Genomic DNA, 20,627 nt, shown 5'->3' with positions numbered 1-20,627 from the left:
GGGGTGCGGGTGGGGGTGCCTGCTGGCAGGCCGCGAGCAGGCCTGCCAGCAAGCAGAGGATCATCCGTGGTTGCCGGCGTGGTCGCACTTCATCACCACGTTGATGCAGTTGCGGACGCGGCGCTCCATCTCGGCGCGCGGCCACACGTTGAAGAAGTCACCGTGCATGGTCTGCCCTGTGCCCGACGCCAGCCGCAGCCCGGCCGTGCTCCCGTTCACCGGGTACCGCAGCACCATCCGCAGCTTCGGCACCGGAACCGGGTGCGACGACGGACATCCGCCCGCGACCGGGTACGACATGTGGGACTTGTGGTCGGCCGAGTCGAGGTTGCGGCCGTCCCAGCACTGCGGGAAGTCCAGGTAGGTCTCCAGCATCGTGCCGGACGGGCACTCCACGAAGTTCTTCGACGGGTTCACGTGCCCGGCGTGCAGGCACGACCACCGCGCGATGCTGTCGTTGTCGCCGGTGGCCTTCGCGTTGCCCGCGACGATCTTCAACCCGTACGGCGCCGGCTGGATCGCCGCCGGGTTGTTCACGCCCTCACCCAGGTAGTAGAAGGTGACGCCGGTGGGCGCGATCGCGGTGTTGTCCCGGTACAGGGTCGGTACCCAGTACGAGGAGATGTCCGCGGCCGGGTTGCAGTTGCCCGTCTGGCCCTCCAGCGTCTGCAGGGTCGAACGGGCGTTGGTCGAGCGGTTGCCGAAGAAGTCGTGCGAGTGCGAGGCACCCGCCAGGTTCGGCAGCACGATCGGGTCGTCGGACAGCCGGTGGCTGACCGGGCACTCCGCCAGGAACTCGGCGACGCGTACCGGTTCTCCTTGGGCCGCAACGGGAATGCTCAGCACCCCGGCGGCCAGTGCGAGGATCGTGGCCAGATGTGTCAAGGGCTTCCTCATTGAAGCTTTCCTCTCCGCAGCAGGATTGGGAGAGCGCTCTCACGCTCATCGAGCATGGCGCAGGTCGTAATGAGGCGTCAATCCGCAAGAAACGTTCAGAAGTACCGGTTTTCTTGACACCGCACGCCGGATGGCCTGACTCTCGGCTCTGAACTCCTGTCGCAGAGAGCGCTCTCTCACGTCGTCGCCCCGTTCTCCGGCTCCAGGAGCACCCATGTCAGGAAGGCTTCACCGCGCACGACTGCCACTGCTCGTCGCCGCGGCCCTCGCGGCTGCCATGATCACGCCGGCGCAGGCCGCCGGCCCGTTGCTCTCCCAGAACCGCCCGGTCACCGCCTCCAGCAGCGAGAACGCCGCGTTCTCCGCAGCCGCCGCCGTCGACGGCGACCTGGGCACCCGCTGGTCCAGCCAGTTCAGCGACCCGCAGTGGATCCAGATCGACCTCGGGTCGAGCGCCAGGGTCGACCAGGTCACGCTCGCCTGGGAGGCCGCGAGCGCGAAGGCCTACTCGCTGCGCATCTCCCAGGACGGCACCACCTGGCAGGAGCTGCGCAGCACCACCTCCGGCCCCGGCGGCACCGAGACGCTCGCCGTCTCCGGCACCGGCCGGTACGTGCGGCTCGACCTCACCCAGCGCGCCACGCAGTACGGCTACTCGTTGTGGGAGTTCCAGGTGTTCGGCACCCGTGACTCCGGCAGCGCGGAAACCCTGCTCTCGTACGGCAAGTCCGGATCGGCCTCGACCTATCAGGACGACCCGAACTGCGGCCAGTGCACCCCGGCCAAGGCGTTCGACCGCGACCCGGCCACCCGCTGGGCCACCAGCCCGGTCAACGGCTGGGTCGACCCCGGCTGGATCTCCGTCGACCTCGGTGCCACCGCGCGGATCTCCAAGGTCGTGCTCCAGTGGGACCCGGCGTTCGCCACGGCGTACCGGATCGAGGTCTCCGACGACAACGCGAACTGGCGGCAGCTCTACTCGACCACCACCGGCCGCGGGTTCAAGGAGACGCTGACCGTCAGCGGCACCGGCCGGTACGTGCGGATGTACGGCACGGCCCGCTCGAACGGCTACGGCTACTCGCTGTGGGAGTTCCAGGTCTACGGCACCGGCGGCAACCCCACCCCGGCGCCGCCGCTGCCGCCGAACCCGTCGTTCCCCGGCCGGCTGGTGTGGTCCGACGAGTTCAACGCGCCCGCGGGCACCGGCCCGGACGCCTCGAAGTGGCAGCCGGAGACCGGTCCCGGCGTGAACAACGAGCTGCAGTACTACACGAACAACAACAACGCCCGGCACGACGGCAACGGCAACCTGGTGCTGCAGGCCCGCCGTGAGGTGACGCCCGGCTCGGCGTGCCCGGTCGACCCGGTCAGCGGCAGCACGACCTGCCAGTACACCTCGGCCAGGCTCAACACCTACGGCAAGTTCACCTTCACCTACGGCCGGGTCGAGGCGCGGATCAAGGTGTCGTCGACGCAGGGCCTGTGGCCCGCGTTCTGGATGCTCGGCGCGGACTTCTTCGACCAGCGCAGGCCGTGGCCCTACACCGGCGAGATCGACATCATGGAGCACGTCGGCAAGGAACCGAACCGGGTCTACTCGACGCTGCACGCACCGGCGTACTCCGGCGCGGGCGGGTACGGCTCGCCGCTCGACCTCGGGCAGCCCGCGGCGTCGGCGTTCCGCACCTTCGCGGTCGAGTGGGACTCCAGCCACATGACGTTCAGCGTGGACGGCAACCGGTTCTTCACCGTCGACCGCAACGTCCTGGAGACCACCCGCGGCCCGTGGGTGTACGACCACCCGTTCTTCATCATCATCAACAACGCGGTGGGCGGCGACTGGCCCGGCCCGCCGGGAGCCGGGACGCAGCTGCCGCAGGACATGGTGCTGGACTACGTCAGGGTGTACCAGTGATCGTCAGCGATGCCGGTGCCGACACGTCGAACGCCTCGCTGACGGCCTCGACCTCGATCCGCGCTGTCTCCCCGGCGGCCAGCGGGATCGCGGGCACGAAGTACGCGTCGTTCGTCGTGCCGCCCAGGAAGACCCGCTCGGTACCGGCTTTGTAGACCCGGTACTGCCGGACCTGTCCCGGTGAGCGGGTCCAGGTGAGCCGTGCCGACACCGTCGTGGCGTCGGTGCGGCTCACCAGCTCGGCCCGCGGGTCCGCCGGGGCGGCCGGTGGGGTCATGGCCGGGTTCAGCACGCCGATCCGGCCGATCAGCGCGGTGACCGGGCCGCCGGGCAGCACCCGCAGCGTGATCTCGGTGAGCGTCGCACCGGCGTGCTCGCCGAGCGGGAACGCGCTGCGCCGCCACGCCCCGCTGACGCCGCCCAGGTCCAGCACCTCCTCGGTGGTGCCGAACCGCAGCACCGCCTGGAGCCGGGACGGGCCGGTGCCGGTGCGGTGGACGATCTCGAACTGGCTGCTCCCGGTGAGCGGCAACGCCGTCGCGAACAGCCGGACGTCGTTGGCGGACCGCGGGGTCCCGGTGATCTTCAGCGCGGTGCCGCCGTCGTAGGGGTCGTCCCAGTCCAGTGACGGCACGACCTTCGTGCCGGTGCCGGTGACGCTCCACCGCCAGGTCGGCAGGACGTCCTGCAACGCCAGGTTGTTCCACTGCTGTGTCGATCGGACCGTGCCGCCGACGGCGAACTTGCGGCCGTGACCGGTGTTGAAGTTCGTGACGAACGGCAGCGTCGTGACCGGCGTCAGCTCGGTGACGTAGTGGGCGATGCCCTTCCACGCCGCGGTCGTCGTGGTGTCGGCGGGATCACCGTTCGGGCCGACCCAGAACCGGTTGTCACGGGCGTAGAAGTCGGCGGGGCCCGAGGCCGACTTGAACGTCCACTCCGGACGGTAGAAGCCGAGTGAGGTGGTGTGCGGCCTGCCCTCGGGGAACAGTGCGGACCAGCCGACGCCGGTGTTGTAGCCGTTCGCCTCGACGTCCACACCGGACGCGAGGTCGTACGGGCTGCGGCCCAGCTGCCTCGCGAGGGCGGCGGAGCTCTGCAGGCCCTGCGCGCTCCACCAGAAGTTCAGGAACATCTCGTCGGACGGGGTGAAGAACATCTGGTTGCGCGCGGTCAGCGCGTTCTGCCAGGAGACGCTGCCGGAGTCGGTCATCGCGTCGTACCAGATGATCCGCAGGCCGCTCCTGCGCAGGTACGCGATGAAGTCGCGCATGTCGGTGGTGAGCCGGGCGTCACCGCCGGCGGTCTCCTGGTTGAGGAACCAGCCGTCGAACCCGTGGTGACGCGCGACCTGGACCATCTTGTCCGCCACCGGGAACCGGTCGCCGTCACGCCGCACGAGGTCGCGCACCCACTCGATCCGGCCGCCGTACGCGGTGGGCGGCAGGAACACGTTGCCGATCACCCGCACGCCGTTGCGGTGCGCCGCGTCGGTCACCGTCGGGTTCGGCGCCAGGATCAGGCCCTCGGAGGCCGACCCGCCCCAGAACACCAGCTCGTCGATGTACTGCCAGTAGTTCGTGGCGTAGTAGTTCATGTCGAGCGCACCCTGTGCCGGGTTGTTGCTCGTCGGCGCGTACGCCACCAGCGCCTGCACGCGCGCCTCGCCCGTGTGGGCGTGCGCGTTGGCCGGTCTGGCCGGGACGACCCGGCGGGCCAGCGGCACGGAGCTGCGGTTGTACCTCGCGTCCCGGTCCGTCGCCGGATCCCAGTCCAGGATCGTGGCGGGGTGCCAGTAGGACGCGTGCGGTTGCGCGACCTCACCCACTGCGGACGCGGGAGCCTCCGGCAGCAGGCCGGTGAGCGCTGCCGTCGAGCTCAGTACGAGGAACTGTCTCCTGGTGGCCACGCGATCACCCTTGTGCGACAGCAGTTTCGTCGCATACCGCCGCTGCGGTGACTCGATCGGACGACAATGTCCACTCCTGCTGCGCTCGGTAACCACGTGCGCGTGACGCGCCGTGGCGGAATCGGTCAAAAGCACCAGCCGAGTGGCCGAACCGCAGCCGGGCTACCGAACGGTAGGTTGAGGTCGCCGTCTTGGTTCCCCTGCAACCAACCGAGGTGTACACCGTCGTGCGCATCAAAGTCGTGTTCGCGGCGCTCGTCCTGGCGCTGACCCCCACCGCCACCGCCACCGCGGTGGCCAACCCCTACGAACGCGGCCCGGCACCCACGGCCGCATCGGTCGAGGCGTCGCGCGGCCCGTTCGCCGTCACCCAGACCACCGTCGCCCGCCAGTCGACCTTCGGCGGCGGCACCATCTACACCCCGACCAGCGACCTCACGTTCGGCGCGGTCGCCATCTCACCCGGCTTCACCGCGACCCAGACCTCCGTCGCGCACTTCGGGCCGCGGCTCGCGTCGTTCGGGTTCGTGGTGATCACCATCAACACCCTGTCCGGCCTCGACGACCCCGACAGCCGCGGCCGCCAACTGCTCGCGGCACTGGACTACACCGCTCGCACCAACCCCCGAGTCGACGCCTCGCGCCTCGCCGTGATGGGCCACTCGATGGGCGGCGGCGGGGCGTTGCGCGCCTCCGCGACCCGTCCCGCCCTGCAGGCCTCGATCCCGATGGCCGGCTGGCACACCACCAAGAACTGGTCGACCGTCCAGGTGCCGACCCTGGTGCTCGGCGGCCAGAACGACCCGACCGCACCCGACTCCCAGCACTCGCTGCCGTTCTACACCTCGATGACCGCCGCGCCCGACAAGGCGTTCCTCGAACTGCGCGGCGGCGACCACTCGGATCCGCGCAGCGACAACGTGACCGTCCGCAAGTACACGCTGTCGTGGCTCAAGCGGTTCGTGGACGACGACCTGCGCTACGACCAGTTCCTGTGCCCGCCACCGGTGCCGAACACGCTCATCAGCGCCTACCGGGACACCTGCCCGCACGCCTGAGCCCACGAGGCCGCCGACCGTCCGGGAGACGGTCGGCGGCCCGGAACAGCCGTCACACGGTCACTCGTAGGCGATCGCGTCCAGCACGTTCAGGCGCGCGGCCCTGATCGCGGGCAGGATCGCCGCGACGACACCGACGAACGCGGCCACCACCAGGTACTGGACCATGGTCACCCACGGGAAGCCGAGCTCCCCGATGCCCTGGTCCTTCAGCGCCCGCACGGTCGCGACGCCCAGCGCGAGACCGACCGCGAGGCCGAGCACCGCGCCGAACACCGAGATCACCACCGACTCGACGGTGATCATCCGCATCACCTGCGAGCGCCGCATGCCGATGGCGCGCAACAGTCCCAGCTCGCGGGTCCGTTCGATCACCGACAGCGCCAGTGTGTTGATGACGCCGAGCACCGCGATCAGGATCGCCAGCGCCAGCAGGATCTGGATCATCAGCAGGACCGTGTCGAACTGCGAGGTCGTCTGCTTCACGAACGCGCTGCGGTCCTGCACGGTGATCTCGGGGTTGTCCGCGAACAGCGGCTCGACCCGCTTCTGCACGTCCGTCGCCGACACGCCCGGCTTCACCTGGACGAACGCCTGGCCGATCCGGTCGGAGCGGAAGCTCTTCGCCGCGGACTCCGGCAGCACCAGCGCGCCTTGCAGCACCTGCGTCTTGGCCCAGATGAAGCCCACGGTGAACGTGCGCGGCGCCTCGCTCTTGGCCAGCTGCAACGACACCGTGCTGCCGACCGACCAGCCCTTCTCGGCCGCCAGCCCCTCCGGCACCGCGATCTGGTCGTCCTTCAGCGGTGCGATGTCACCGGACTTCGGCTTGAGGGCGAACATCGTCCGCATCGCCGGCACGTCGGTCACGGCGACCGCGAACATCTGGTTCTCGCCCTGCAACACACCGTCCGAGGCCCAGCCGAACGCCGAGCTGACGCCGTCGGTCCGCTCCACCCTGCTGAGCACGTCACGCGGGAACGACGCGGCCTGGCCCTCGTTCTGACCCTCGCCGGAGATGATCAGGTCGGTCTGCAGCTGACCGGAGGCCAGCTTCTCGATCGACTTGGTCGCCGACGTCAGCACCACGCTCACGCCGGTGATCAGCGAGATGCCGACCATCAGCGCCGCCGCGGTGATGGCGGTGCGGCGCGGGTTGCGCGCGGAGTTGCGCCGGCCCAGCAGGCCCGGCATCGACCACGACAGCAGCCGGCCGATCAGCGACACCATCGGCCTGGACAGCATCGGCGTCAGCAGCGCGACACCGACGAACGCCACCAGGATGCCGCCGAAGATGAGCGTCAGCGACGCCTGGTTGAACCCGAAGCCCAGCGCCGTGCCACCGGCGGCGACCACGAGCGCGCCGATGATCGTGATCTTCGTGAGCGGCCGGTCCGGCGTGGCCGCCTCGCGCATCGCGGCGACCGGCGCGATCCGCGACGCCCGCAGCGCCGGCATGACGGCCGCGACCACCGTCACGACGATGCCGACCGCGAACGACGAGATCACCGCCGACATCGGCACGCCGATGCCCGCGAGCTGCAGGCTCGTGCCGCCGACCGAGCTGAAGATCTTCGCCAGCAGCGCACCGATGCCGACCCCCGCCCCGAGGCCGACGATCGACGCGATCAGGCCGATCACGAACGCCTCCAGCACCACCGAGCCGATGACCTGGCCGCGTGAGGCGCCCATCGACCGCAGCAGCGCGAGCTCCCGCGTGCGCTGGGCGACGATGATGGAGAACGTGTTGAGGATGATGAAGATGCCGACGAACAACGCGATGCCGGCGAACCCGAGCAGCACGTAGTTGAAGAACTTCAGGCCCTCGTTGATCTGGTCGGACTGCTCCTTCGCGAGCGCCGCACCGGTCTTCACGTCGTAGCCGGAGCCGAGCTTGGCCGCCACGGCGTCGCGCAGCGCGTCGTCGGACGTGCCGCCGGCGGCCGTCACGGTGATCGACGAGAACGCGTCCTTCTTGCCCAGCAGCAGTTGCTGCGCGACGGGTTCGGTGAACGCCACCGACAGCTCGCCGCCCAGCGACTCGCGGCCGCCCGCGTACTCGTAGACACCGGTGATCTTGAAGGTCTTCCTGGGCTCCAGCGTGAGCAGCGAGATGTCCTCGCCCACCTTGAAGCCGCCCGTCGAGGCGAGGTAGGCGCCGATCGCCACCTCGTCGTCGGCGGACGGAGGCCGGCCGTCGCGGATCTTCTCCTGCCCGGCGCCCGTCCAGTTGGTGCCGAACCGCGGCGCGCCGGAGGTGGTGATCACCTTGCCGTTCTTGCCGATCGGGCGCGCGGACCCCTCCACGTCACCGACCGCCGACGCCACCCCGGGCACCGACCTCACGTCGGCGATCGCCTGGGGCGTCAGCGGTGCGGGCTCCTTGCCCTTCTCCTGCTTCGGCGACACCGAGACGTCCACGTTGGCGAACGCCGACGAGAACAGGTCGGTGAACGACCGCTGCAACGTGTCGGTCAGCACGAACGACCCCGACACGAACATCACACCCAGCACGACCGCGAGCGCGGACAGCACCAGCCGGAGCTTGCGCGACAGCAAGCTCTTGATGGTCGCCTTAAGCATGGCTGCTACCGCTGTGCCCGGCCATCTCGGGCGCGTCGAGGTGCTTCATCGTGTCGAGCACCTCGTCCGCCGACGGCGCCAGCAGCTCGCGGACGATGTGGCCGTCCTTGAGGAAGATGACGCGGTCGGCGTACGCCGCGGCGTTCGGGTCGTGCGTGACCATCACGATCGTCTGACCGAACTCGCGGGCGGAGCGCTGCAGGAACCCGAGCACCTCGGCACCGGACTGGGAGTCCAGGTTGCCGGTCGGCTCGTCCGCGAACACGACCTCGGGCCGGGAGACGAGCGCACGGGCACACGCCACGCGCTGCTGCTGCCCGCCCGAGAGCTGCGTCGGGCGGTGCGAGAGCCGGTCCCGCAGGCCGACCGTGTCGACGACGACGTCGAACCACGCCGGGTCGACCTTCCTGCCGCCGATGGCGAGCGGCAGCGTGATGTTCTCCTCCGCCGTCAGCGTCGGCAGGAGGTTGAACTGCTGGAAGATGAAACCGACCTTGTCGCGCCGCAGCTCGGTGAGCCCCCGGTCCCGCAGGCCGGTGACCTTCGTGTCACCCACCCACACCTCGCCGCGGGTCACGTCGTCCAACCCGGCCAGGCAGTGCATCAGGGTCGACTTGCCCGATCCCGAAGGGCCCATGATCGCGGTGAACCGCGACCGCTCCAACTCGACGCTCACCCCCGCGAGCGCGGTCACGGCGGCGTCGCCGGACCCGTATTCCTTCCACACGTCGACGGCTCTCGCCGCGACCCCATCGGACGCGCTCACCTGTCTGTCCCCTCCTGTGGAGTTCCTTGCGCACCATCTTCGGTGGCGCGGCCACACCGGAGGCTCAGGTCTTCCCCTGAGATCACCCTGAAACCAGTGTGCCCACACCCCAGCACGGGCACGCTGAGAAACCTCTCAGCTGCTGTGCGTGCGCGTCATCGCGTGGTGACGGGGGAACGGTATTTCACCGGCGGCACACTGTCTTCCGCCTTCGGATGATCAGGCCGTCAACTTCCGTCGCATGGGGACGGTCGGTTCCATCCGCCACGAAACCAACTCCACCCGCAGGCCTTCGCGCAGCGCGTTCGCGGCGAGCCAGTGGTCCACGTCGCCGCGGTAGGCGTTCGCCGGCCGCGGCCAGCGGTCCAGCCACCGCGAGAACGCGGCGTTGAGCGCGATCGGGCCGCCCGGCGGGCGCACGCCCAGCACGAGCACGGGATCCTCCCCGGTGACGAACGAGGCGGCGGTGTCGTGCGCACCACCGAAGAGGATCCGATCCGCACCCAGCTCGCGGGCCTTGTCCGCCACCGCGAAGAACGCCGACCCGCGCCCGGAGGCGCGCACCACCAGCTGGTGCGCGCCGAGGTCGGTGTCGAGGAACTCGTCGGCGAACGTGCCGTCGTCGGCCAGCACCAGCACGTTCGTGCCGCCGGGGAGTGCCTCGACCTGGTCGGGGTGCGTGATGCCGATGACGGTGATGCCCACGCGACGAATCCTGGTCGCCGCGTGTTAAGCCTTGGCGCCGTTGGTGTTAAACAAGTTTCGGCAGCACCTCGGCACCGAACAGCCGGATCGTCTCGATGACCGATTCGTGCGGCATGCCGCCGATGTCCACCATCACCAGGTGCGTGTCGATGGACAGCGTGCGCGCCAACGCGTTCAGCCGCTCCGCCACCTCGTCCGGCGTCCCGCAGACCGCCGCGCCCGACATGATCTCGTCGACATCGATGTCACCGTCCCCGCGCCACGGATCGGCGAACCGCGCGTACTCGGCCAGGTGCGGCCGCCAGCGTTCCCGCGCGTCCGCCTCCGCCACGAACACGTGGCTGGGCACCCCGACCCGGCCGGTGGGGAAGCGTTCCCGGTACCGCTGCACCACCTCCAGGTAGATCGACGGGTCGCGCAACGTCGACGGCAGCATCAGCGGCATCTCCAGCTCCGCGCCCAGGTCGGCCGACACCGCCGACCCCGACCCGATCCACACCGTCGGCCGCGGTGTCTGCACCGGCCGCGGCGTCGTCGTCACCTCGGTCAGCTGGCCGCGGAACCGCCCGTCCCAGCTCACCTCCGGCTCCTCCAGCAGCTTGAGCAGCAGCCGCAGGTGCTCCTCGAACCGGGCCCGCAGCTCACCGGGCTGCACCCCGAACGCCGCGTCGGTCTGCTGGTCCACCCCGCGCGCCACGATCAGCTCGGCGCGGCCGTTCGACAGCACGTCGAGCGTGGCCAGCGCCTCGGCCACCAGCACGGGGTCGCGGTGGGCGAGCAGCGTGACGCCGGTGGACAGCCGCAGCGTGGACGTCCGCGCCGCCACTGCCGCGAGCAGCAGCTCGGGCGCGGACACGATGTAGCGGGTGAAGTGGTGCTCGCCGATCGCGACGCCGGCGAAACCGGCCTCCTCGGCCACCACGGCCTGCTCGACCATCGCCCGCAGCCGGTCGGCCTGCGGCACCTCCCGCCCCGTGCACGGGTTGGGCAGGTGATCGCCGAGGATCAGCAGGTAGACGTCCATGGCCGTCATTTTTCCAGCGCGCGGGGTTAGATGGTCGACATGGTCACCAACAACGAGGCCGAGAGCCGCTACGAGGTCCACGTCGACGGTCAGCTCGCCGGTTTCCTGGAGTACCGGACCGTGGACGGCGTCCTCGCCCTCGTGCACACCGAGGTCGACGACGCCTACGCCGGGCAGGGGCTCGGTGGCCAGCTCGCGAAGTTCGCGCTGGACGATGTTCAGGCCCGTGGGGTAAAGGTTTCACCGCTGTGCCCGTTCGTGGCGAAGTACATCGACAAACACCCCGAATACCGTGTTACCGTCCGGTAGATAGTTGCAAGCGCTAACAATGAGGTGAGCGGGCGTGTGGAGTGAACCGGGCGCGTTCGAGGTGGCACCAGGCGTGCACCGCATCCCGCTGCCGCTGCCGAACGACGGCCTGCGCGCGGTCAACGTGTACGCGATCGAGGACGGCGACGGCCTGGTCATGATCGACTCGGGCTGGGCGCTCGACGAGGCCCGCGACCAGCTCGAAGCCGCGCTCGGCACCCTCGGCAAGGGCTTCGAGGACATCCGCAGGTTCCTCGTCACGCACGTGCACCGCGACCACTTCACGATGGCGGTGTCGCTGCGGCGGCTGTTCGGCAGCCGGATCGGACTGGGCCTCGGTGAGCAGCCGTCGTTGCGGCACATGCTGCACGGCCAGGACGACCAGCACGTTGACGACCTGCGCAAATGGGGTGCCGGCGAGCTGGCGGAGACGTGGATCAAGATCATGCACCACGTCGACCGCGGTGAGGCCCTGCGCGACTACGAGGAACCCGACGAGTGGCTCACGGCGTCGACCCTCGACCTCGAACACCGCCGGCTGGAGGTCGTCCCGACGCCAGGACACACCCGCGGCCACGTCGTGTTCGTCGACCACACCGCGAAGGTGCTGTTCTCCGGCGACCACGTGCTGCCGCACATCACCCCGTCGATCGGCTTCGAGCCGTTGCGCCCCGCACTGCCGCTGGGTGACTACATGACCTCGTTGCGGCTCACCCGCACGTTGCCGGACCTCAAGCTGTTGCCCGCGCACGGCCCGGTGACCGACAGCTCGCACGCCCGCGTGGACGAGTTGCTGCACTTCCACGAGCAGCGCCTGGAGGAGATCGGCAAGGCCGTCGCGGGCACCGCGTTCGAGACCGCCCGCAAGATCGGCTGGACCCGCCGCCAGCGCCGGTTCGACGACCTCGACATGTTCAACCAGGTGCTGGCCATCGGCGAGACGGCCGCGCACCTCGACGTTCTCGTCGAACGTGGTCAACTGACGCGGACGGAGTCCGGGGGCGTGTTCGAGTACCTGCCCTGACCGCGTCTGAAGGGGTTTCGGGCAAGGCTGACGACCGAACGGGCATTCCCTCGTTTTCGCTGTGTTCTGCCCGGCGGGGAAACTACAGTCGACGTCATCTCTTTATTGTCGACTCGTCGGATTCCGGTCGGAGTTTGCGATGGTTCATTCAGCGACTTCGGGAGCCGTCGCCCGAGCAGACGAGTGGATTCTGCGGCGTCTTCCTCCGGCGGCCCGGGGTGCCGGGAAAAGCGCGGCGGCGGCAGAGGTCTTCGTGAAAGAGCTGAGTTCCGAGGTGCTCGCCGAGCTGCCCGAGGTGGCGGAGCTCAGCCGGGACGACGTGCGGCGGTTGCTCGTCGGCCTGGGGTTCTGCGGCAGCGCGGTGGCACGGTTCGCCGTGGAGACCGGGCAGGAGGTCGAGCAGGCGTTCGGGGACCTCCGCGCCGGGCGGTCCGGGTACGCGTTCCGGCGCTACTACGCCGACCTGGCGCAAGCATCCGGAGCCGGTCACCCGCCACGCCAGGCTTTCGCGTCCATCATCACGTGGAACGCGCCCACGGTCGTCGTGAGCGCCGATGGCATGCCGGACACCCGAATCGCATCCGCGTACAGCGACGGAAGAACGAGGACCTGGACGGGCACGAGCGACGAGTCGAATCTCTGGAGGCTGTTCAAGAAAAGCGTCGCACTCGGTGCCGCCGCCAATGATTCGCTGTCGCCGCTGATCTCCGGTGAGGTGGAGGTGGAATCCCCGGAGTTCGTCCGGCGAGCTCTCCTCGCCACGGAGCTGATCGACAGAATGCGCGAAGAAATGCGCTCGTTCACCGTCAGGCGGCCGGTCGGCGGCGGATCCATGTCGGTCGAGGTCTTCATGGGTGAGATCCGCCAGTACGGCGTTCCCTGGGACCCCGGGACGGAGGCCCCCAGCGGTCCGCACGAAGCGGAGTGGCTCAAGCGCGACATGATGCTGGGTCAGCGCTCGCCCGAGTACGTGGCTCAGGTGCGCCGGAGGTACCCACAGCTGCTGGAAGGGGACGTACGAGGCGTCGAAGACGCCATCCGGTCTCCCTCCCTGGAGCAGGTCGTGCGACAAGCCTGCCTGCACCGCCTCTCATCCGGCCACGACAGCCGGCGAACTCGACTGCTCTCCGGCGTGCTCGCGGTACGGGCTGTCCACCGTGCGGCAGGCCTGTGCGCGGCCGCGCACCTGGGCCTGGCGAGGAGGTTCCTCTTCGTTCCCCGACGTCGTCGGGCACCGGCCGGCGAGCGCCCCGACCCGGAGGTGACCGCGGTGGCCAACGACGCCGGCATCACGGGCATGACCGAAAGCGTCGTCAAACGACTGACCGAGCGCAGGCTCGAGCCCGTTCTCGACGACATCGCCGGGAGAGCGGGAGAAGCCGAGCTGGGCGAGGCGCAGGCAGCACTCGACCGGTACGCCCGCCCGACGGTCACGATCGTCGATCGTCGCGTCGGTTCCTGACCGCCGGATCGGGGACCTGTCCCGGGTCCGCGTGTTGGAATACCACCCGTGACTCCGCTCGAGCTCGCCGCCTGGACGTGGAAGATGCCACGCAGGGGCAGAGGTTTCTGGTTCTCGCTGGCCATCGACGTCCTGTGGCCGATCGTCGTGGTGTTCGTCCGTCTGCGCGTGCGCGGCCGTCAGCACGTGCCCGGCAGCGGCGGCGTGATCCTCGCGTTCAACCACCTGTCCAACTCCGACACGGTCGCCGCCGTCGTCTTCGCGCTGCTGTCGAACCGGGTCCCGCGCATCCTCGCCAAGGCGTCCCTGTGGCGGCTGCCGCTGTTCGGCCGGGTGATGCGCTCCGGCGGCCACATCCCGGTCGAACGCGGCACCGTGAAGGCCGCCCAGGCCCTGCGCCCGGCCGTCGAGGCGCTCAAGGCGGGGGAGTGCGTGATGGTGTTCCCCGAGGGCACCTTCACCACCGACCCCGACAACTGGCCGATGAGGGGCAAGTCCGGCGTGGCGCGGATGGCGCTGGAGAGCCGCGTGCCGGTCGTCCCGGTCGCGGAGTGGGGCACGCAGGACCTGCTGCCCAGGGGCACGGTCCTGCCCAGGCTGCTGCCGCGCAAGAAGGTCGAGGTCGTGGCCGGGGCACCGGTCGATCTGAGCGACCTCTACGACCTGGAACTGACCACCGAGGTGCTCGCCGAGGCGACCTCGCGGGTCATGGACGCGATTACGACGATGCTGTCCGGCATACGTTCCCAGCAAGCGGGTAGCCGAAGTGCATGACACTGCCGAAGGAAACCAGGCCCGGTGGCGACGGCATATGGGCGCCCGTGATCCCCGAACCGCGCGAAGAGCAGCAGTGGGTCGTCCAGGCGGACGACGACCCGTTGATCGTGCTGAGCGTCGACTGACAGTCCCGATGTGCTCGACGCGTCCGGCTCACCCGGACGCGTGACGTTCGATGACGACCTGCCGCACCACGCCGGCGGCTCGCTGCGCGGGAGCGCGGAAGACGAGCCACCAGCGCGGCGGTGATCAGCGCGGCAGCTTCACCACGGTGACGAAGAAGTCGTCGATCTGCCGCACGACGTCGATGAACCGGTCGAAGTCCACCGGCTTGGTGACGTAGGCGTTCGCGTACAGGCTGTAGCTGCGCAGGATGTCCTCCTCCGCCTCCGACGTCGTCAGCACCACCACGGGGATGGACCGCAGCTCGGCGTCCGCCTTGATCTCGGCCAGCACCTCGCGGCCGTCCTTGCGGGGCAGGTTGAGGTCGAGCAGGATCAGGCCCGGCCGCGGCGCGTCGGCGTACTGGCCCTCACGGCGCAGGAACTCCAGCGCCTCCACGCCGTCCTTCACCACGTGCAGCTGGTTGCGGATCTTGTGGTGCTCGAACGCCTCCTGCGTCATCAGCGCGTCGCCGGGGTCGTCCTCGACCAGCAGGACGTCGATCACGGTCAACGGTGAGTCATTCATTCGTGTCCTCAGACGGTGTGTCGGCCACAGCCGGTGTCTCGGGTACGGCGGGCAGCGTGAACTCGAAGCGCGTACCGGAGTCCACATCGGTTTTCAGCCAGATCGTGCCGCCGTGGTATTCGACGATCTTCCGGCACATCGCCAGTCCGATGCCCGTGCCCGGATACGCGTCCTTGGGGTGCAGGCGCTGGAAGATGACGAAGATCCGGTCAGCGTACTCCGGCTCGATGCCGATGCCGTTGTCCTGGACCGCGAACTTCCACATGTCGCCGTCGCGTTCCGCCTCGATGGAGATGACCGGGGCGTCCTGGCCGCGGAACTTCAGCGCGTTGCTCATCAGGTTCTGGAACACCGCGCTGAGCAGGGTCGCCTCGCCGCGCACGGACGGCAGGTCGCCGACCACGACGGTCGCGCCGGTCTCCTCGATGCGGTCGGAGAAGCTGTCCAGCAGCTGGTGCACGGTCTGGTTGAGGTCGACCATCGTGCGTTCGCGCGTGATGCGGCCGACGCGGGAGAACGCCAGCAGGTCGTTGATCAGTCCCTGCATCCGCTTCGCGCCGTCGACGGCGAAGTCGATGTACTGGTCGGCGCGTTCGTCCAGCTGGCCGCCGTAACGGCGTTGCAGCAGCTGGCAGAACGACGCCACCTTGCGCAGCGGCTCTTGCAGGTCGTGCGAGGCCACGTACGCGAACTGCTCCAGCTCGCTGTTCGAGCGCTGCAGCTCGGTCTTCGCCTCGTCGAGGGTCGCGAGCTCCTGCACGATGCGGTGGCGCATCGCGTTGACGTCCTCGCCGAGCATCACCGTCTCGCGCGGGCCGTGCACGTCGATCTCGTGCCGGAAGTCGCCGGACGCGACCTGCCTGACCTGCGCGGCGAGGCTGCCGAGCGGTCCGATCAGCAGTCGGTGCAGCAGCAGCGACAGGCCGCCGATCACCACGACCAGCAGCACGCCCATGCCGATGACCAGCCACAGCACCACGTTCGCCGCGTGGCCCAGGTCGGCGCGGGCGGTGCGGCCGAGCTCGCTGATGTCGGACTGCAGCCCGGTCTGCTGCTCGCGGATCTGGTCGAACAGCACCTTGCCGCGGTCGGTGTCCCGCGGGGGCGCCAGCGCCGGGCCGGAGTGGCGGATGTTCGCGACCGTGAGCTCCGCGTACTCCTCACGCCACTGCCGCGCCAGCGACTCGATGCGCTCCACCCGGCCGTTCGGGTCGCCGATGAGCCGGCGCACGGTGTCCGCGGACCTCCGCTCCGCCTCCTGGCCCTCGCCGTAGGGCGTGAGGAACGACAGGTCACCGGTGAGCGCGTAGCCGCGCACGCCGGTCTCCTGGTCCAGCAACGCCCGGTTGAGGTCCTTGGCCTCACGCGCGGCCGGTTCGATGGCGTCGACGGCGCGCTCGCGTTCGGTGGAGAGCGTGTCCAGGGCGAGCACGGTCGAGGAGATCGCGACCGCGGTCATCACGAGCAGCACCGTGGAGATGGTGACCAGCATTCGGCTGGCCGGTACCCGGTCGGGCAGGTTCACTGGGGGTCCTTCAGCAGCAGCACGGCCATGTCGTCGTCGAGCTCCCCGCCGTTGAGCCGGGTGACCTCGGCGATCACCGGGTCCAGCCACGACGAGGGGTCCACCGCCAGCTGCCGGTGCACGATCTCGCACAGGCGCTCGACGCCGAGCCGGTCGGTGTCGTCGGGCACCCGGCCCTCGATCAGCCCGTCGGTGTAGCAGACGAGCGACCAGCCGGGCGGAAGGGGCACGTCCACGCCGGTCCACGCGTAGTCGGGCAGCACGCCCAGCGGCACGCCGATCTTCGACTGCGGCAGGTCCACGATCTGGCGGCCCGCGACGAGCAGCGGCTCGGGGTGCCCGGCCAGGAAGTAGCGCGCCGAGCGCCGGTCCGGTGCCACGGTGACCATGCAGGCCGTGGTGAAGATGCCCTCGCCGTGCCGTTCCGCGACCAGCACCTGGTCGAGTGTCCTCAGCACCTTCTCGGCCGGCTCGCCGGCGAGCACCAGCGCACGCCACGCGATCCGCAGGCAGACGCCCAGCGCCGCCTCGTCCGGGCCGTGGCCGCAGACGTCGCCGATGATCGCGTGCACCGTGCCGTCGGGCAGGCCCACCGCGTCGTAGAAGTCACCGCCGAGCAGCATCCGCTGGCCACCGGGCTGGTAGCGGACCTCCAGGTCGAGGTCGGAGCCCTTGAGCAGCGGGGGAGGGAGCAGACCGCGTTCCAGGCGGGCCCGTTCCGCCGCGAGCAGCTTCGCCTCGCGCAGCTGGAACTGGGCGTGGTCGGCGCGGCGCCGTTCGACCGCGTACCGCACACCCCGCATCAGCAGCTCGCCGTCGACCTGCCCCTTGATGAGGTAGTCCTCGGCGCCCGCCGACACCGCCTCGATGCCCTCGCGTTCGTCGTCCAGGCCGGTGAGGACCAGGATCGCCGGCGAGTTCGGCTTCTGGAGCAGCCGGTGCAGGCCGTCGAGCCCCTGGGAGTCGGGCAGTCCCAGGTCGAGCAGCACGCACTCGGCGTCGCCGAGCATGGCCTCGGCCTGTGCCAGTGTGTGGGCGCGCGAGATGACGAACGGCGCGTTCACCTCGTCGAGGAGGGCCTCGACGAGCACGGCGTCGCCATCGTCGTCCTCTACCAGGAGGACGCGCACGGTCTTGGTTCGCATCACGTCGGACTTTAACGTTATTCGGGTGCGGGGTCGGTGTCCGACCTACCAGGATGGCGGGCGTGTTGATCCGTCTCGCCCAACCAGCCGAACTGCCGTACCTCCAGGAGATCGAAAACGCCTCCGGCGAACCGTTCAGGGAGGTCGGCCTGCCCGAGATCGCCGACGACGCGCCGATGTCGCTGGAAGCACTGGCGGAGCACGAGGTCTGGGTGGCGGTGGGGGAGCACGGCGTGCCCGTGGCGTTCATCGCGGTCGGCCCCGTGGACGGTGCCACGCACATCCACCAGGTGAGTGTCCACCCGTCGTGTGCACGTCAGGGGATCGGCGCGGCGCTGATCGAGCACGTGACACGGCCCGGGCGCGCGGTGACGTTGACGACGTTCCGGGACGTGCCGTGGAACGGGCCCTACTACGAGCGCCTCGGCTTCCGCGTGGTCACCGAGCCGTCGCCGGGCCTGGCCGCGATCATGCGCGAGGAGGCCTCACGGGGCCTCGATCCCGCGACCAGGGTCGCGATGGTTCTTCTCCCAGCGCAGGAACGTGCCTGACGCCACGGAAAGGCTGCTGAGCAGCCACACCGCGACACCCGCGTCGTCGGTGACGCCGATCACCGGCAGCAGCTCCGGAACCAGGTCGATCGGGGACACCAGGTACACCAGTGCCGTGGCCCACAGCGCGACCTGGCTGCGCGGCAGCTCCGGGTACTTTCCGCTGCGCCACGCCTTGAACAGCCGCGGCAGCGCCTTCGCGCGCTGGACCGGGTTGCCGAGCGGCCCCGGCACGCCCCTGGCGCGCTTGCGGCGGTACAGCACCACGCCCACCGCGGCGGCGACCAGGCCCAGAGCGATCATCACCCAGCCGACGGTGGCCGGGCTCAGACCGCCGAGCGGCGCGTCGCGCACGAGCAGGATCAGCAGGCCGGACAGGGAGATGAACGCTCCGAAGACGATCACTAGGACGGCTCCTGGAACAGCATCGTGGGAATGACCTTGGGTGGTTGCCGCTGCGGTTCCGGCTGGGCGAAGTCGAGCACCTGCTCCGGCGCCTCCGGCACGGGCGCCTCCTTCACCACGGGCTTGCGCGCCGCCTTCACCGGCGGCGGCGTGGTCACGTCCAGGGCCTGACGGGCCTTGGAGATCCACACCTTCTGCATCGCCTCGTCCTTGCTGCCGGCGGCCGAGGCCGTGAGTCCGGAGAGGACACCGCGGATGCGTGCCACCAGTGCGGGATGCCGCCGGACCGCCTGCCACACCGCGTGATCACCCGGCAACCGGGCGGACACGAGCTTGGTGACCTGAGCGCGGAGCTCCTGTGTGGACAGATCGAGCCAACGCTCGACCGCTGACGGGCCAATCGCCACGTAGAAAGCCTCCCCGAAACGACAACTGCCCCCACAGGATCTCACGGATCCGGCGGGGGCAGGTGGTCCGGGCGGTTCTTCGTCGCTCCGGTCAGGAAGCGACGACCTCCAGCAGGATCTTGCCGGTCTCGTCCTGGATGCGGAACGTGGCGATCTCGTGCCACCGCATGGCCACGTTCGCCTGCAACCGGATCGTCTTCTTGTCGCCCGCCACCGGTTCCGGTGCGAACCACGAGGTGACCTGGGCGACGCGACCGGCCCTGCCGACCGCGACGAGCGCGCCCTTGGCAGGCCCGGACATGCCGCTGACCTCGATGTCCATCGACGTGCCCCACGGCTCGTCGGAGGCGGTGATCTTCGTGGAGACACCGCTGTTCGGGTCCTGCTGCTGCACCCGCATCGACGAGTCGGTGGAGTTGTTCGCCACCCTCGTCTGCGAGGTCGACGTGCTGGGGTTCGTCGGCGCGGCCTGGTCCGAGCCGCCGTCACCGCGCACGACCAGCGTCGTGACCACGGCGGTCACGGCGATCACGCCGGCGGCCGCGGCGGCCACGCCCTGCGCGACGAACCACCGCCTGCGCTTGCGCCTGGCCGCCACCGCGTCCAGCATCACGCGCACCGACTTGCCGTCCGGGCGTTCGGGTGCCGTCCCCCTCAGCATCCCGCCCGCGTCGGCCTCGTCGATGAGGTCCGGCACCACCGCGAAGTCGCGCAGGTCAAGAGCGCACCGCCGACATTCGGTCAGGTGGTTCTCGAACGCCTCCACCTCATCGGCATCGAGGATGCCGAGCACGTAGGCGGCGACGTCGAGGTGATCTGGTGCCGTTGTCACCGCGTCTCTCCCCGATCGTGCAACGCACGCCGCAACGCTCGCAGCGCGTAGTACACCCTCGACTTGACCGTTCCCGGCGGCACACCCAGTGCTGCCGCGGCCTCACCGACGGTGCGGTCCCGCAGGTATGTCTCGAGAATAGCCTCCCGGTGCTCCTCGGAGAGACCGTTCATCGCCTCGGCGACGACGATCGCCGCGAGGGTGCGATCCTCTTCACCGCCAGAAGGCGACTCGTCCGAAGGGGTCAGTTCGAACTCCTGCGGACGGACGCTCCTCTTCCGCCTGTCGTCAATGACCAACCGCCTTGCCACCGTGAACAACCACGACCGCAAGAGCACGGGGTCACGTTCGAGTTTCTCGGCGTTGCGCCAAGCCCTGACCAGGGTTTCCTGCACGATGTCCTCGGCCCATTGACGATCATGACCGGTCAACCGCATGCAGTGTCCCAGCAGGGCGCTGCCGAATTCCTCGTACAGCCGACGGATCAACTCTTCCTCGAGAGACCCCGGTCTTGGTGATTGCTCGTCTAACTCACGTTGACGTCTATGCCGCGCCACGGGGGACATCCTTGCCCTACCAACCGTCTCAAGTCGAGAGGCAAATATTCCTCACGAAGTTCGTGAACCGTTGCCGGATCGTG

General features: G+C 69.5%; 21 protein-coding genes. 8 read left to right on the top strand and 13 right to left on the bottom strand.

All coding sequences use genetic code 11. From position 1 onward, the window contains the following. Positions 1 to 60: 60 nt before the first annotated feature. Positions 61 to 897, bottom strand: a complete 837-nt coding sequence (locus tag ADL03_RS31885; RefSeq protein ID WP_082373641.1) for a DUF1996 domain-containing protein — start codon at positions 895 to 897, stop codon at positions 61 to 63. A 214-nt stretch (positions 898 to 1,111) separates the two neighbouring features. Between ADL03_RS31885 and ADL03_RS31880 the strand changes: the two genes are divergently transcribed. Further along, positions 1,112 to 2,815 carry a discoidin domain-containing protein gene (locus ADL03_RS31880; protein ID WP_053737293.1) on the top strand — a complete coding sequence of 568 codons (1,704 nt, stop codon included), beginning with the start codon at positions 1,112 to 1,114 and terminating at the stop codon, positions 2,813 to 2,815. On the opposite strand, the gene ADL03_RS31875 is transcribed toward ADL03_RS31880, so the two are convergent. Next, a complete protein-coding gene (locus ADL03_RS31875) occupies positions 2,799 to 4,724 on the bottom strand; it encodes a hypothetical protein (protein WP_053737292.1) in 1,926 nt (641 codons plus the stop codon). The genes ADL03_RS31880 and ADL03_RS31875 overlap by 17 nt on opposite strands. Before the next feature lie 227 nt (positions 4,725 to 4,951). On the opposite strand from ADL03_RS31875, the gene ADL03_RS31870 reads away from it, so the two are divergent. Continuing rightward, entirely contained in the window at positions 4,952 to 5,782 is an 831-nt protein-coding gene (locus ADL03_RS31870) for a dienelactone hydrolase family protein (RefSeq protein WP_197288817.1), read from the top strand. Positions 5,783 to 5,842: 60 nt separating this feature from the next. Here the strand turns inward: ADL03_RS31870 and ADL03_RS31865 are convergent, their stop codons facing one another. The 4 genes from ADL03_RS31865 to ADL03_RS31850 form a co-directional block, all read right to left on the bottom strand. Next, on the bottom strand, positions 5,843 to 8,365 hold the full coding sequence (locus ADL03_RS31865) for an ABC transporter permease (protein ID WP_053737290.1): 2,523 nt from the start codon (positions 8,363 to 8,365) through the stop codon (positions 5,843 to 5,845). Next, positions 8,358 to 9,131: an ABC transporter ATP-binding protein gene (locus ADL03_RS31860; RefSeq protein ID WP_053737289.1), complete on the bottom strand. Its 774-nt coding sequence runs from the start codon at positions 9,129 to 9,131 to the stop codon at positions 8,358 to 8,360. Before ADL03_RS31860 ends, ADL03_RS31865 begins: the two co-directional genes overlap by 8 nt. 219 nt (positions 9,132 to 9,350) lie before the next feature. Next, the gene (locus ADL03_RS31855; protein WP_053737288.1) at positions 9,351 to 9,836 is read right to left on the bottom strand and encodes a hypothetical protein; all 486 of its coding nucleotides are present in this window, start codon (positions 9,834 to 9,836) and stop codon (positions 9,351 to 9,353) included. Positions 9,837 to 9,882: 46 nt separating this feature from the next. After that, complete coding sequence (locus tag ADL03_RS31850; protein WP_053737287.1) at positions 9,883 to 10,860, bottom strand: LLM class flavin-dependent oxidoreductase; 978 nt, start codon at positions 10,858 to 10,860, stop codon at positions 9,883 to 9,885. 39 nt (positions 10,861 to 10,899) lie between these two features. Between ADL03_RS31850 and ADL03_RS31845 the strand changes: the two genes are divergently transcribed. From ADL03_RS31845 to ADL03_RS50305, 5 genes are all read left to right on the top strand, one after another. Further along, on the top strand, positions 10,900 to 11,169 hold the full coding sequence (locus tag ADL03_RS31845) for a GNAT family N-acetyltransferase (protein WP_053737304.1): 270 nt from the start codon (positions 10,900 to 10,902) through the stop codon (positions 11,167 to 11,169). 34 nt (positions 11,170 to 11,203) lie between these two features. Further along, the gene (locus ADL03_RS31840) at positions 11,204 to 12,193 is read left to right on the top strand and encodes an MBL fold metallo-hydrolase (RefSeq protein ID WP_053737286.1); all 990 of its coding nucleotides are present in this window, start codon (positions 11,204 to 11,206) and stop codon (positions 12,191 to 12,193) included. Between the two features lie 61 nt (positions 12,194 to 12,254). After that, positions 12,255 to 13,655: a hypothetical protein gene (locus ADL03_RS31835; protein WP_157529521.1), complete on the top strand. Its 1,401-nt coding sequence runs from the start codon at positions 12,255 to 12,257 to the stop codon at positions 13,653 to 13,655. Between the two features lie 48 nt (positions 13,656 to 13,703). After that, complete coding sequence (locus ADL03_RS31830; RefSeq protein ID WP_231642523.1) at positions 13,704 to 14,429, top strand: 1-acyl-sn-glycerol-3-phosphate acyltransferase; 726 nt, start codon at positions 13,704 to 13,706, stop codon at positions 14,427 to 14,429. After that, a complete protein-coding gene (locus tag ADL03_RS50305; protein ID WP_255353434.1) occupies positions 14,426 to 14,557 on the top strand; it encodes a hypothetical protein in 132 nt (43 codons plus the stop codon). The genes ADL03_RS31830 and ADL03_RS50305 overlap by 4 nt, the downstream gene beginning before the upstream one ends. Before the next feature lie 124 nt (positions 14,558 to 14,681). On the opposite strand, the gene ADL03_RS31825 is transcribed toward ADL03_RS50305, so the two are convergent. From ADL03_RS31825 to ADL03_RS31815, 3 genes are read right to left on the bottom strand one after another with little or no spacing between them, the layout of a single operon-like run. After that, positions 14,682 to 15,122 carry a response regulator gene (locus ADL03_RS31825; RefSeq protein WP_053737283.1) on the bottom strand — a complete coding sequence of 147 codons (441 nt, stop codon included), beginning with the start codon at positions 15,120 to 15,122 and terminating at the stop codon, positions 14,682 to 14,684. Next, a complete protein-coding gene (locus ADL03_RS31820; RefSeq protein WP_157529520.1) occupies positions 15,115 to 16,647 on the bottom strand; it encodes an ATP-binding protein in 1,533 nt (510 codons plus the stop codon). The genes ADL03_RS31825 and ADL03_RS31820 overlap by 8 nt, the downstream gene beginning before the upstream one ends. After that, positions 16,644 to 17,792 carry a PP2C family protein-serine/threonine phosphatase gene (locus tag ADL03_RS31815; protein WP_053737282.1) on the bottom strand — a complete coding sequence of 383 codons (1,149 nt, stop codon included), beginning with the start codon at positions 17,790 to 17,792 and terminating at the stop codon, positions 16,644 to 16,646. Before ADL03_RS31815 ends, ADL03_RS31820 begins: the two co-directional genes overlap by 4 nt. Positions 17,793 to 17,845: 53 nt before the next feature. Between ADL03_RS31815 and ADL03_RS31810 the strand changes: the two genes are divergently transcribed. Next, positions 17,846 to 18,343, top strand: coding sequence for a GNAT family N-acetyltransferase (locus ADL03_RS31810; protein ID WP_369809044.1), 498 nt, complete (start codon positions 17,846 to 17,848; stop codon positions 18,341 to 18,343). Here ADL03_RS31810 and ADL03_RS31805 read toward each other — a convergent pair. The 4 genes from ADL03_RS31805 to ADL03_RS31790 form a co-directional block, all read right to left on the bottom strand. Continuing rightward, positions 18,278 to 18,748, bottom strand: a complete 471-nt coding sequence (locus ADL03_RS31805) for a YkvA family protein (RefSeq protein WP_053737280.1) — start codon at positions 18,746 to 18,748, stop codon at positions 18,278 to 18,280. The genes ADL03_RS31810 and ADL03_RS31805 overlap by 66 nt on opposite strands. Then, a complete protein-coding gene (locus ADL03_RS31800) occupies positions 18,748 to 19,155 on the bottom strand; it encodes a hypothetical protein (RefSeq protein ID WP_053737279.1) in 408 nt (135 codons plus the stop codon). The genes ADL03_RS31805 and ADL03_RS31800 overlap by 1 nt, the downstream gene beginning before the upstream one ends. Positions 19,156 to 19,246: 91 nt before the next feature. After that, positions 19,247 to 19,987 (bottom strand): anti-sigma factor, encoded by a 741-nt coding sequence (locus tag ADL03_RS31795; protein WP_053737278.1) that lies wholly within the window; start codon positions 19,985 to 19,987, stop codon positions 19,247 to 19,249. Continuing rightward, a complete protein-coding gene (locus ADL03_RS31790; protein WP_304438816.1) occupies positions 19,984 to 20,475 on the bottom strand; it encodes a sigma-70 family RNA polymerase sigma factor in 492 nt (163 codons plus the stop codon). The genes ADL03_RS31795 and ADL03_RS31790 overlap by 4 nt, the downstream gene beginning before the upstream one ends. Between the last annotated feature and the right edge of the window lie 152 nt (positions 20,476 to 20,627).

The sequence above is a fragment of the Nocardia sp. NRRL S-836 genome (genome assembly GCF_001279525.1).
GTDB lineage: Bacteria > Actinomycetota > Actinomycetes > Mycobacteriales > Pseudonocardiaceae > Lentzea.
The sequence above is the reverse complement of the archived record's forward strand: the minus strand, read 5'-3'. Positions and strand labels throughout refer to the sequence as shown.

Excerpts from the sequence above, each read along its gene's own strand:
- ADL03_RS31885 (WP_082373641.1), bottom strand. The coding sequence starts at position 897 with ATGAGGAAGCCCTTGACACATCTGGCCACGATCCTCGCACTGGCCGCC.
- ADL03_RS31880 (WP_053737293.1), top strand. The coding sequence starts at position 1,112 with ATGTCAGGAAGGCTTCACCGCGCACGACTGCCACTGCTCGTCGCCGCG.
- ADL03_RS31865 (WP_053737290.1), bottom strand. The coding sequence starts at position 8,365 with ATGCTTAAGGCGACCATCAAGAGCTTGCTGTCGCGCAAGCTCCGGCTG.
- ADL03_RS31850 (WP_053737287.1), bottom strand. The coding sequence starts at position 10,860 with ATGGACGTCTACCTGCTGATCCTCGGCGATCACCTGCCCAACCCGTGC.
- ADL03_RS31845 (WP_053737304.1), top strand. The coding sequence starts at position 10,900 with ATGGTCACCAACAACGAGGCCGAGAGCCGCTACGAGGTCCACGTCGAC.
- ADL03_RS50305 (WP_255353434.1), top strand. The coding sequence starts at position 14,426 with ATGACACTGCCGAAGGAAACCAGGCCCGGTGGCGACGGCATATGGGCG.
- ADL03_RS31825 (WP_053737283.1), bottom strand. The coding sequence starts at position 15,122 with ATGAATGACTCACCGTTGACCGTGATCGACGTCCTGCTGGTCGAGGAC.
- ADL03_RS31815 (WP_053737282.1), bottom strand. The coding sequence starts at position 17,792 with ATGCGAACCAAGACCGTGCGCGTCCTCCTGGTAGAGGACGACGATGGC.
- ADL03_RS31810 (WP_369809044.1), top strand. The coding sequence starts at position 17,846 with ATGGCGGGCGTGTTGATCCGTCTCGCCCAACCAGCCGAACTGCCGTAC.